Origin of the sequence: Clostridioides sp. ES-S-0123-01, from assembly GCF_020658415.1 — a bacterium.
In the GTDB taxonomy this organism is placed as follows: Bacteria; Bacillota; Clostridia; order Peptostreptococcales; family Peptostreptococcaceae; genus Clostridioides.
Window position 1 is genome coordinate 13,536 of the sequence record NZ_JACVWD010000006.1, and the last position, 12,202, is coordinate 25,737.

At 28.3% G+C, this 12,202-nt stretch carries 12 protein-coding genes; all 12 read left to right on the forward strand.

The features are described 5' to 3' along the window. The first annotated feature begins 3 nt into the window (after positions 1-3). The 12 genes from IC175_RS14860 to spoIID all read left to right on the forward strand — a co-directional run bounded on the left by IC175_RS14860 (position 4) and on the right by spoIID (position 12,196). Positions 4-1,080 (forward strand): (Fe-S)-binding protein, encoded by a 1,077-nt coding sequence (locus tag IC175_RS14860; protein WP_227846154.1) that lies wholly within the window; start codon positions 4-6, stop codon positions 1,078-1,080. Positions 1,081-1,123: 43 nt separating this feature from the next. Beyond that, positions 1,124-1,705 carry a CDP-alcohol phosphatidyltransferase family protein gene (locus IC175_RS14865; RefSeq protein WP_227851667.1) on the forward strand — a complete coding sequence of 194 codons (582 nt, stop codon included), beginning with the start codon at positions 1,124-1,126 and terminating at the stop codon, positions 1,703-1,705. Positions 1,706-1,728: 23 nt separating this feature from the next. Beyond that, entirely contained in the window at positions 1,729-2,946 is a 1,218-nt protein-coding gene (locus IC175_RS14870; protein WP_227851668.1) for an ABC transporter substrate-binding protein, read from the forward strand. Then, positions 2,936-3,811 carry an ABC transporter permease subunit gene (locus tag IC175_RS14875; RefSeq protein WP_227851669.1) on the forward strand — a complete coding sequence of 292 codons (876 nt, stop codon included), beginning with the start codon at positions 2,936-2,938 and terminating at the stop codon, positions 3,809-3,811. The genes IC175_RS14870 and IC175_RS14875 overlap by 11 nt, the downstream gene beginning before the upstream one ends. Positions 3,812-3,819: 8 nt before the next feature. Continuing rightward, positions 3,820-4,614, forward strand: coding sequence for an ABC transporter permease subunit (locus IC175_RS14880; RefSeq protein WP_227851670.1), 795 nt, complete (start codon positions 3,820-3,822; stop codon positions 4,612-4,614). Between the two features lie 20 nt (positions 4,615-4,634). Next, entirely contained in the window at positions 4,635-5,672 is a 1,038-nt protein-coding gene (locus IC175_RS14885; protein WP_227851671.1) for an ABC transporter ATP-binding protein, read from the forward strand. Between the two features lie 135 nt (positions 5,673-5,807). Beyond that, positions 5,808-6,548 (forward strand): rhodanese-like domain-containing protein, encoded by a 741-nt coding sequence (locus tag IC175_RS14890; RefSeq protein WP_227851672.1) that lies wholly within the window; start codon positions 5,808-5,810, stop codon positions 6,546-6,548. A gap of 43 nt (positions 6,549-6,591) precedes the next feature. Continuing rightward, positions 6,592-7,893 carry a rhodanese-like domain-containing protein gene (locus tag IC175_RS14895; RefSeq protein ID WP_227851673.1) on the forward strand — a complete coding sequence of 434 codons (1,302 nt, stop codon included), beginning with the start codon at positions 6,592-6,594 and terminating at the stop codon, positions 7,891-7,893. 185 nt (positions 7,894-8,078) lie between these two features. Beyond that, entirely contained in the window at positions 8,079-8,948 is an 870-nt protein-coding gene (locus tag IC175_RS14900; RefSeq protein ID WP_227483564.1) for a 4Fe-4S binding protein, read from the forward strand. 85 nt (positions 8,949-9,033) lie between these two features. Beyond that, entirely contained in the window at positions 9,034-9,771 is a 738-nt protein-coding gene (locus IC175_RS14905; RefSeq protein WP_227434541.1) for a YwmB family TATA-box binding protein, read from the forward strand. Between the two features lie 20 nt (positions 9,772-9,791). After that, on the forward strand, positions 9,792-11,045 hold the full coding sequence (gene murA / locus IC175_RS14910; protein WP_227434542.1) for a UDP-N-acetylglucosamine 1-carboxyvinyltransferase: 1,254 nt from the start codon (positions 9,792-9,794) through the stop codon (positions 11,043-11,045). Positions 11,046-11,131: 86 nt separating this feature from the next. After that, positions 11,132-12,196, forward strand: coding sequence for a stage II sporulation protein D (gene spoIID / locus IC175_RS14915; protein ID WP_227851674.1), 1,065 nt, complete (start codon positions 11,132-11,134; stop codon positions 12,194-12,196). Positions 12,197-12,202 lie beyond the last annotated feature (6 nt).

Consider the following 12,202-nt stretch of genomic DNA (forward strand, 5'->3'; position numbering starts at 1 on the left):
TGTATAAATTGCAAAAAATGTTTTAAGGTATGTCCTATGATGAAAGAATTTGGAGACTCACCAAGAGAACTTATGATAGACATTTTGCAAAATAAATCAATAAATAAAAATATACCATATTCTTGCATGTTATGTGGAATATGCAAGGTAGAGTGTCCAAAAGATATAGATTTAAAAGAAATGTTTTTTGATGTAAGGAAAGAAATATTTCATAGCAATCAAAAAGAATTAAATGATATAGGATATAGAACAATAAAATTTCATCAAACTAATAGTTTCTCTTCATTATTCTCAAAAAAATTTATTAAAAAAAACACTAAAAAGATTTTTTTTCCAGGATGTAGCCTTTCTAGCTATAGTAGTGACTTAGTATTAGCAACATATAAATATTTAGAAAATCATATAGAAAATATATCCTTAGCTTTTGAATGTTGTGGCAAGCCAACTTTAGCTATGGGAGATACAAATAAATTTGATAAATATTATTCTAAAATAGACAAGCTATTTAGAGAAAATTATATAGACGAAGTAATCGTAACTTGTCCAAATTGTTTTAATACTATAAGAAATAATAGTGATATAAAAGTGACTTCAATATGGGAAGTGATAAAAGAATATGGACTTCCAGAAAATCTAAAAAATCATTATGATGATTTAAATCAGGAATTTTTATTACATGACCCATGCCCTATAAGAAATGAGCATAATATACATGAGTCAGTCAGATATATACTAGGTTTTATGGGAATAAAAATAATTGAATTTGAAAAAAATAGAGAAAACACAGAGTGTTGTGGCTCTGGAGGTATGGTAAGAGTTACTAATAATGAAGTTGCTATAAACCAGACCAAAAATAGAGCAAATAATGAAAAAACAGATTATGTAATCTCATACTGTCAATCTTGTTGTGAGTCTATGTTAATGGCAGATAAAAAAGTACTACATGTATTAGATTTAATTTTTGATGTTGATGTTATAAACAAAAATAAATTAACCCAGAAGAAAACATCATCTATTAAAAAATGGAGTACAAGGTATAAAGGAATAGAAGTAGCAAAGACGATGAATATAGAAACTTAATAAATTCCCATAAAAAGTATATAAGCTAATGAAAGGAAATAATATGTTAGATACACATGCAAGAAAATATGTAGAGCCATTTATAATCAAAGGAGCAGAGTTCTTTTTAAAACTTAAATTAACTCCAAATAACGTGACAATAATAGCACTTATAGTTGGAATATCTACGTCTTTATTTATATATCTCGATATGAAAGTGCTAGCAATAATTACATTATGGGTTTCAGGATACCTAGATGCTGTAGATGGTGATATGGCGAGAAGTAGTAATAAAACATCCTTATTTGGAACATTAATGGATATTACTTTTGACAGAATAGTAGAAATAAGTATGATTTTAGTATTTGGCTTGAATATGATTGATGTAAGGTTAAATCTAATGATTCTTTTAAGTAGTATTCTTATGTCAATGACTATATTTTTAACTGTTGGGGCCTTAACTGATAAAAAAGGTATGAAATCATTTTATTATCAAGCTGGTGTAGCTGAAAGGAGTGAGGGATTTATACTTTTTACTTTGATGATTTTATTTCAAAGTTATATTGGAACGATAGCAAATCTATTTTCTATAGTCGTTTTATTTACAGCAGTTCAAAGACTACTAGAAGCAAAAAAAATATTATAAATTAATTTTTGAGAGGGGAAAAAATGAAAAAGAGGATATTAACAATATTATTATGTTTAGGGCTTGTATTTGGATTGATAGGGTGTTCAAATAACGATAAAAAAGAAGAGCCTCAAAAAGATATATTAAAAAGTAGCAATGAAGAGATTTTAAAATCTGCAAAAGGTACAACAGTTAACTTTTATGGATATGGTGGAAATGAAGTAATGAATAAATGGTTTGATAGTTATGTAATTCCAAAGATGAAAGAAGACTATGACATAACTGTAAAAAGAGTAGGAATGGATATAGAAAACATTCTTAATAAACTATTGTCAGAAAAACAAGCTGGAAATGCTAAGGGTACTATAGATGTGGTTTGGATAAATGGAGAAAACTTCAAAACAGCAAAAGAGAATAAATTGCTATTTGGACCTTTTGTAGAGAAACTTTCTAATTATGAAAAGTATGTTGATTCATCTTCTGAAGATATTACTACAGATTTTGGAGTTAAGGTAGAGGGGATGGAAGCTCCTTGGGGTAAATCTCAATTTGCAGTTGTAACAGACACATCCAAGATTAATACAAAAATAACTGATGCAAAAACACTAAAAAAAGTAATTGTATCTAATCCTGGAAAATTTACCTATCCAGCCCCACCAGATTTTACAGGAAGTGCATTTGTTAGAAATATAATATATGATGTAGTAGGATATGATAAAGTAAAAAATTTACCAGAAGATGAAGCTAAAGTAAAACAAGTCATACAACCCGCTATGGAGTATCTTAAAGAAATAAAACCATACTTATGGAATAAAGGTAAAACTTATCCTGCGACATCTTCTCAGTTAGATAATATGTATTCAGATAATGAAACCTATTTTACAATGACTTATGCTCCCAATGTATTATTAGGAAGGATAGAAAGTGGAGAGTTTAGCAAATCTACAAAAGCAATAGAATTTGAAAAAGGAAATATAAGTAACACACATTTTGTTGCTATACCAGATAATTCTCAAAATAAAGAAGGTGCAATAGCGTTAATAGATTTTTTGATGAGTATAGATGCACAATCCTCTAAGACAGAAACTAAAAATTGGGGAGATACATCTGTTTTAAATATGAAGAAGATTCCAGGTGAAGATGTTAAGAAATTTAGTGAAACTATAGTATTAAAAAATTCAGTTCCAGAATTAAAAGCAGGAATAGTTCCAATAATAGAAAAAATATGGACTCAAGAGGTACTAGAAAGTGAAAAGTAAAATAATTAATGATAAAATAATTCCATATTTATTAATAGCACCTGTATCTATCATACTGATACTTATAATGGGTGTAGGAATTATAAATTGCATCTCACAAAGTATAGGATTTTTTCCTCAGATTGGTCTTGAGCAAATTACATTAAATTATTATAGAGAAATTTTTAGAGATTCTAATTTTTTAGAATCTCTTATCTTTAGTTTGAAGATTTCTTTAGTGTCATCAATTTTGGCTATTATTATAGGTATACTTTTAGCATATACAATGTCTCAAAATAAATTTTCTAAAGTTAGATATATGATTCTAAATGTTCCACTAGTAGTTCCACATATAATAGCTGTATTATTGGTATTTATAATATTTTCTCAAACAGGTATAGTTTCAAGAGTATTTTATTTTTTCAATATAATAAAGGATTCATCTGAATTTATACCAATGGTTTCTGATAAAAATGGAATAGGGATAATTTTAGTTTATCTGTGGAAAGGAATACCATATATAACACTAATGGTTTATAATATATTGAAAAATGTAAATGATAATCTACAACAAGTGTCTATAAATTTAGGTGCAAGTAAACTTCAAACGTTTAGATATATAGTGTTGCCGCTTGCTATGCCTACAATAATTTCTTCATTTATAATAATTTTTGCCTTTTCATTTGGTTCTTTTGAAGTACCTTTTTTAATAGGTGCATCAACTCCAAAAGCATTACCAGTTCAAGCATATCTGAGTTATTCTAGCTCAGATTTAATGCAAAGACCAATCTCAATGTGTATCAATGTTGTATTATCTGGAATAAGTTTTATACTATTAATAATTTATGATAGATTTTTTAATAAAATATCAAAATATAATGTATAGGAGTATCTATGAGTAAAAAATTTAATATAATTCTTAATATCATGTTTGTAGTTATTATAGCTCCTATAATATTATTGGCAATATGGGGAGTTGTAAATACATGGCCATTTCCAAATCTTTTACCTAAGGAAATTTCATTAAGAGGATTTAGATATATTTTGGATATAAATAATCTGAATATCATTTTGAGAAGTATTATAATATCAATAACTGTAGTTTTAGTTACTATTTTATTAAGTATACCAGCATCTAAAGCGTTAGCACTATATGACTTTAAAGGAAAAAGGTTTTGTGAGTTACTGATATTGTCTCCAATTATAATTCCACTAATATCTGTTGCTATGGGCATACATATAGCATTTATTAGAATAGGTCTGGCCAATAATATTTTGGGAGTAATTATTATAAATATACTTCCATGTATACCATATTCAGTTCGAATAATAACAGATGTTTATAAATTAATAGGTGATAATTTAGAAATACAAGCGAAAGTACTTGGAGCAAGTAGATTTAATACATTTAGATATGTAACCTTCCCTTTGATTTTGCCAGGGATATTGGGTGCATCAAGTATGTCTTTCATAATATCCTTTAGTCAATATTTTTTGACTCTTCTTATAGGGGGAGGTAGTGTCATAACTTATCCAATGATTATGTTTCCATATATACAAAGTGGAGACAGGACAATCGCATCTTTGTATAGTATGCTCTTTTTAATAATAAGTTTATTTATCTTGATAATAATAGAATACAATGTAAAAAAGAACTATAAGCATATTCAAAATACAAGGCTATTTTAGTACGATTGGAGGTGTAATAATTGTCATCAGTTAAACTTATAAATTTATGTAAGAGTTTTAACAAAATCAAAGTTTTAAACAATATGAATTTAGATATAAAAGAAGGAGAAATAGTTTCTCTTTTAGGTCCATCAGGTTGTGGAAAAAGTACTACTCTAAAATTAATTGCTGGTATTTTACATCCTGATTGCGGAGATATACTTTTAAATAATGAATCAGTATTAGATATACCTATAGGAAAAAGAGATACTGTAATAGTTTTTCAAGATTATTTATTATTTCCACATATGACTTTATATGAAAATATAGAATTCGGTCTTAAAATGAAAAAAATAAATAAGAATATAAGAAAAAGTAAAGTAAACGAACTTATAAATTTAGTTAAGTTAAAAGGATATGAAAATAAATATCCAAACGAACTCTCAGGAGGACAACAACAACGTGTTGCAATAGCAAGGTCTTTAGCAATAAATCCAAAGGTACTGTTATTAGATGAGCCATTTTCAAATTTAGATATTAATTTACGCAATGAAATGAGGGAATTTGTATTAGGATTACAAAAACATCTAAAGATAACAACGGTATTAGTAACACATGACAAAGAAGAAGCGTTAATGATGAGTGATAGAATAGCAGTTATGTTAAATGGTGAGGTTAAACAATTCGACACACCAGATAATCTTTATGAAAATCCCAAAAGTAAAGAAGTTGCAAATATATTTGGAGAAAAAAATTATTTAATCGGAAATATAAGAAATGGAGAATTTGTAAATGATATAATTTCTATTAAATTAGATAAATATAAAAATATAAATATAGATAATGTAGAGTTAATGATACCAAAAGAAAGTATAATCCTAAAAACGATTGATAATGATGTAGGAAGACAAGGGTCTATATTAAAAAAAAGATATGCAGGAGATAAAGTTTACTATGATGTAGATATTGATGGAACGGTATTAAAAGCTAGTAGCAACAATAATTTATATGAAATAAATGAAAAGGTAGATGTGTTTATGGAACAAAGAAAAATTCTATTCTTTCCTGTTGAACTATAGAAAAAAACTATGGCTGTAAACAAGTAAATAAGTATCAAATATATTTTAATTTTGTTATAATGAATTCGAATACTATAATAAAATAAGATTTTATATCAAAAAAGGGAATATTTTTAATATTTGGAGGGTAATTTTATGAAATTTAGTAAAAGATTTAAAGTTTTAGCTATTGGTTTAACTTTAGTATTAACATTAGGGAGTGTAGTTGGTTGTGATTCTAAAGAATCAGAAAAACCAAAAGAATCTTCTCAAAGTCAAGATAAGGCTAGTTATAAAGAAGCCACAGGGGAAGAGGCTGTAAAAATGATGAAGAAAAATAAAGAATTATTGATATTAGATGTAAGAGGTGCAGAGGACTATGCTAAAGGTCATATTATAAATGGTATAAATATATCAGTAGATGATTTAGAAGATAAATTAAGTGATTTAGAAGGATATAAGGATAAAACTATATTAGTGTATTGTAACTCAGGTAAAAAAAGTGCAAAAGCTGCTGAAATATTAGTAAAAAATGGATTTAAAGATGTTTATAACGCAGAAGGTGTGAAAGATTTTGATTATGAATTAGTTACATATAATGATATAACTGCGCCTGAAATGTTAAAGTTAATAAGCGAAAATAAAGATTCTATAGTAATAGATGCTAGAAAGTCAAAAGAATTTGAAACTGGACATTTAAAAGAGGCTATCAATATACCATTAGAAGACACAGAAAAGAAAATGGGAGAACTTGATAAAAATAAGGATATAATCTTATACTGTAGAACTGGAAATAGAAGTGGGCAAGCAGCTAAAATACTTTCAGAGAATGGATTTACAAAAGTATATAATTCAGTTGATGGTGTGGATGAATATGATTTTGATTTAGTTAAATAGATTTAAAATAATAAAAGATTGATTAGAAATCGGAGTACAAATTATGTCGAAGAAATTAAGAGAAGAAATAGAAGAAGGTTTTTGTGCTAATGTTAAATCAATTTCTACAGAAGATTTGAAAGAGAAAGTACAAGATGAATCTTGGGTTATAGTTGATACTCGTTTAAATGATGCATATAATGGCTGGAAATTAGATGGAGTAAAAAGAGGTGGACATATAAGAGGAGCAGTAGATTTTTCTGCGAATTGGTTATATGTAGACTCAGATAAAAAAGACAAAGTATTAGAACAAGCACTAAAAACAAAAGGTATTGATTTAGATAAAAATATAGTACTATATGATGCTAATGGAAAAGATGCTTTACTTGTAGCTACTTACTTATCTAAAAAAGGATATAAAAATCTATATAAATATGATATTAAACAATGGGCAAATAATGAAAATCTTCCAATGGAAAGATATAAAAATTATCAAATGATAGTACCTGCTTCCATAATAAAAGATATCTTGGATGGAAAAATTCCAGAGACATTTGAATATTCTAAGAATATAAAAATGATTGAAGCAAGTTGGGGAGAAGAAAAAGAATCTTATGCAAAAGGGCATATACCTACAAGTGTTCATATAAATACTGATATTATAGAACCTCCTCCAACATGGATGCTTACTAACAATGATAATTTGGCCAAATTTGCTTTAGACTATGGATTTACAAAAGATGATACTGTGATAGTTTCAAGTAGCGCATCTATGGCTTCTTATAGAATTGCTATTATATTACGATATATAGGAGTAAGAGATGTAAGAGTTTTGAATGGTGGAATAAACTCATGGTTATCAGAAGGATATGAGCTGGAGTTAACTAGTAATCCAAAAAGTTCATGTACTACTTTTGGGGAAAATATACCAGCTAATCCACAACTAATTGTTAGTATACCAGAATTAAAGCAAAAACTAAGAGATAAAAATAAATTTACATTAGTGGACAATCGTTCTTGGGATGAACATATAGGTAAAATATCTGGATATAGCTATTATGATAAAAAAGGTCGTATACCAGGAGCCTTATATGGTCATGCAGGTAGTGACAGTGTATCACTAGAAGAGTATCGTAATATAGATAACACAATGAGAAATCAATATGAAATATTGGCAATGTGGGATAAAGAAAATATAGATACTAATAAACAACTTGCATTTATGTGTGGCAGTGGATGGCGTGCTGCAGAGGTATTAACATATGCAAATGTTATGGGATTTGAAAATACTTTTCTCTATAGTGATGGATGGATGGGATGGAGTCTTGATGATTCAAATCCAATTGAAACAGGAGATTCAAAATAGAATTTTGTAAAAAATATAATATAATTGTTTAAAATGAAGGTATATTCAGTTTATTAAGTTGAATATACCTTTGTTATGTTTTAAAATATAAACATAGTTAGAATATGCTTATATGGATGTGCACTTATTTAAACATATTATTAGCAATATAGAATTATAAAATTATATATTATGAGGTGTGAAATATGATTAGTAAAGATGAAAAAGCAAGGTTAAAAGCTGAAGGTATATTAGCCCAAAGCCAAGAAGGGTATTTCTCAATAAGAATATTGAGTAGAGCGGGAAACTTTACAGCAGAACAGCTTATCAACTTATCAAAGTTATCTGAAAAATATGGTAGAGGTTATTTAGGTGTTACTACTAGATTAGCTGTTGAAATACCATGGATAAAGTATGAAGATATAGATTTAATGAAGGAAGATTTAAAAGCTGTAGGGCTAAAGCATGGTGGTACGGGTAAAAAAGTAAGACCATTAGTCGCATGCAAAGGTACTGTATGTCAACATGGAATATATGATACACAAGAATTATGTGGAAAGTTACATGATTCATATTTTGGATATGATTTACCATCTAAAACTAAAATTACACTAGTTGGATGTCCAAATAACTGTGCAAAAGCAAATACTAATGATGTGGGTATAGTAGGTCAAGTATACGTAAAATTTAATGAAGATAAATGTAAAAATTGTGGATTGTGTACATCATCTTGTAGACAAAAATCAGTTTATATGGAAGATAAGAAATTAGTGTGGAATAAAGAAGAATGTGTAAATTGTGGAAAGTGTGCTCAAGCATGTCCATTTGGAGCTATGGAAGTTGATAAAAAAGGACTAGCTGTTTATCTTGGTGGTAGAATGGGAAGAGGCTATAGATTTGGAGATAGACTTAGTAATTTGTATACAGAGGATAATATAGAAGAATTAGTGCAAGATGTATTTTATACATATAAACAATTAGCAAGTCCAGGAGAAAGAATAAGTAAAGTATTAGAGAGAATTGGAATCGAAGAGTTTGAAAAACATTTATTTAATATAAAATTACAAAATGCATAAAAATACATATTGATAAAGTATATCTCTCTTAAATTTGTTAATAATTCTGTTATAGAGAAAAACAAATTTAAGGGGGATTTTTATTATGAAGATAATAAAATTAGTTGTAAGTTTTTTTATGTTAATGGCTATAGGCATGACAATATCTTATGCAGATGCAAATATAAATACTAGATATAATAAATTAATTAGTGCTCTTGAAACTTCAGAAGCCGATTTTAAATATTATAATATGAAAATTAATTCTGTTATAAATTACAATTTATCAAATAAAGAATTACATAATATTTTTCTAGAAATAATTAACAATCTAAAGTTAGATGAAAAAGGAATAAATTGGAACCAAAAAGGGTATGGCGATGAAATACAATTATATGCTACTATAAAAGATAGCGATAAAGAAATTTCTATAAAAGGAATAAATAAAAATAATAAAGAAAGCTACATAATAGTTGACATATTGGACAACAAAGTATATAAACATAAAGAGGATATTTATAGTAGTGTAGAAAACGTGTTAAATAAATATTCATCTCAAGTAGATGTATCTGCTTGTATTGTTGGAGAATACACAAAAAGGTTACAAAACCACAAATATGATGATATTTTACAAAAAATATTATATAATATGAGTGCTAAGCAAATAGATAAAGTGAAAGACGTAAACTTTTTATCTATAACAGCATATAGTAAAGTATTAAATGATGATGATTTAGAATATTTAGGGGAAAAAATCAATTTAAATATAGGAATTAAATATAATGAGGACGATGGAAAAACACTCATATATATTGCCACACCAATTATAAAATTAGATTATTAATTATGAGGAGATCAGAAAATATGGCTAAGATAATAGTAAAAAAGAGTAATCCACTTAAAGGTAGTGTTAAAATAGATGGCGCAAAAAACGCAGTTTTACCAATAATAGCAGCAACTTTATTAGCAAACGGGAAATCAACTTTAAATGGAGTTCCAAATTTAAGAGATGTTCATGTTATATCAGATTTATTAAGACATGTAGGAGCAGAAGTTGAATATAAAGAAAATACACTTACTGTTGACGCAAGTAATATAAGAACTTGTGAAGCTCCATATGAGCTTGTAAGAAAGATGAGAGCTTCTTTTTTGGTTATGGGACCATTACTTGCTAGATTTAATAGTACAAAAATTTCTATGCCAGGAGGATGTGCTATAGGAACTAGACCTATAGATTTACATTTAAAAGGATTTAAAGCTTTAGGTGCAAAAATAGAAATGGACCACGGTTTTGTTGAAGCCGCAACAGAAAAATTAGTAGGAAATAAATTGTATTTAGATTTCCCATCTGTTGGAGCTACTGAAAATATAATGATGGCAGCTTCTTTAGCAGAAGGAACTACAATAATAGAAAATGCAGCAGAAGAACCAGAAATAGTTGACTTAGCTAATTTCTTAAATGAAATGGGAGCAGATGTTAAAGGTGCAGGTACTAACACTATAAAGATAAAAGGTGTTAAGGAGTTAAAAGGAGCAGAACATAATGTAATTCCAGACAGAATAGAAGCAGCAACTTATATGGTTGCAGCAGCTATGACAAAAGGTGATATAACAGTTGAAAATGTTTTAATGGAGCATTTAAAGCCAGTTGTAGCTAAATTAAGAGAAGCTGGTTGTGAAATTACAGAGATGGACAATTCTGTTAGAGTAGTAGGTCCAAAGGTATTAAAGCCAATAGACATAAAGACTTTACCACATCCAGGGTTTCCTACAGATGTGCAAGCTCAATTTATGGCTATGCTTACTGTAGCTAATGGAACTGGTGTAGTTATAGAAACTGTTTTTGAAAATAGATTTATGCATGTTGCTGAATTCAATAGAATGGGTGCTAATATAAAAATAGATGGAAGAAGTGCGGTTGTTAATGGAGTAGATGAATTACACGGTGCAGCAGTAAATGCTACTGATTTAAGAGCAGGAGCAGCGCTTATTTTATGCGGTCTTATAGCAGAAGGAGAAACTCAAATAGGAGAAATATACCATATTCAAAGAGGTTATGTTGATATAGATAAAAAGATAACAGCATTAGGTGGTCAAATCAAAATAGTAGAAGATTAATAATTGGTTTAGATAAGTAAGTTATAAATTGATAGGGTTGTTCATATACTTAAATACAAGGTTTTAAAAGCTAAGGAGGAGAGTATATGAAGAACCCATTGGTTGTTTTGTTAGGATTTGTAACTTGCTCTGTGTTAGTCCCTTCATTGATAACTTTAGTTTCTTACAAAAATGTGGAGCTAACTGAAAAACCAGAGAAAGTAGTTTCCATAAACAAAACCATTAAAAAAAATGATATTAAAAATGAAGGTAATAAAGAAGATAAAAAGGTAGTAAACTATGAAACTGTAGACAAAAAAACACCAGTTATAAATGTCTATAATCACATGTCAGGTAAAGTTGAAAAAATGGACATGGAAAACTATTTATGTGGAGTACTAGCTGGTGAGATGTCCTCGGATTTTGATATAGAGGCCTTAAAAGCCCAAGCTGTAGCAGCTAGAACGTATGTAGTATATAAGCAAGAACATGGGAAATCAAGTAAACATAAAAATGCAGTGGTATGTACTGATTATAAACACTGTCAAGAATACAAGAGTTATGCGACTCTTAAAAAGTTGAATGGTGAAGAATGGATTAAAAATAAGTATTCTAAAATTAAAAACGCAGTTAAAGGTACTAAGGGGCAGATAATAACTTACAATGATAAGGCTATACTTCCTCTTTATTTCTCTACCTCATCAGGGAAAACAGAGAATAGTGAAGAGGTATTTTCATCAAAATATCCTTATTTAAAATCTGTAGAAAGCCCATATGATAAGTATTCTCCCAAATTTGCATCAACACTTAAAATAAGCAACACAGATTTTGTTAAGAGCCTTAGAAAGTCTTATAGTAGTATTGTGATAGATGTAAATAATTTAAGTAAACAAGTTGCAATAACTGAAAGAAGCGATGCTGGAACTGTAGAAAAAATAAAATTAGGAAACAAAGAAGTCACAGGAAAAGATGTGAGGACTGTTTTTAACTTAAATTCTGCAAACTTTGATATAAAATTTGGAGAAGGATACATAGATTTTGTAGTAAAAGGATATGGTCATGGAGTTGGTATGAGCCAATGGGGAGCTGAAGGTATGGCAGAAGAAGGCTATAAATACTATGATATATTATCACATTACTATACTGATACAAAAATAAAAGATATATACTAATAATTG

Coding starts and splice junctions, on each gene's coding strand:
- IC175_RS14865 (WP_227851667.1), top strand. CDS start 1,124: ATGTTAGATACACATGCAAGAAAATATGTAGAGCCATTTATAATCAAA.
- IC175_RS14870 (WP_227851668.1), top strand. CDS start 1,729: ATGAAAAAGAGGATATTAACAATATTATTATGTTTAGGGCTTGTATTT.
- IC175_RS14880 (WP_227851670.1), top strand. CDS start 3,820: ATGAGTAAAAAATTTAATATAATTCTTAATATCATGTTTGTAGTTATT.
- IC175_RS14890 (WP_227851672.1), top strand. CDS start 5,808: ATGAAATTTAGTAAAAGATTTAAAGTTTTAGCTATTGGTTTAACTTTA.
- IC175_RS14895 (WP_227851673.1), top strand. CDS start 6,592: ATGTCGAAGAAATTAAGAGAAGAAATAGAAGAAGGTTTTTGTGCTAAT.
- IC175_RS14900 (WP_227483564.1), top strand. CDS start 8,079: ATGATTAGTAAAGATGAAAAAGCAAGGTTAAAAGCTGAAGGTATATTA.
- IC175_RS14905 (WP_227434541.1), top strand. CDS start 9,034: ATGAAGATAATAAAATTAGTTGTAAGTTTTTTTATGTTAATGGCTATA.
- murA (WP_227434542.1), top strand. CDS start 9,792: ATGGCTAAGATAATAGTAAAAAAGAGTAATCCACTTAAAGGTAGTGTT.
- spoIID (WP_227851674.1), top strand. CDS start 11,132: ATGAAGAACCCATTGGTTGTTTTGTTAGGATTTGTAACTTGCTCTGTG.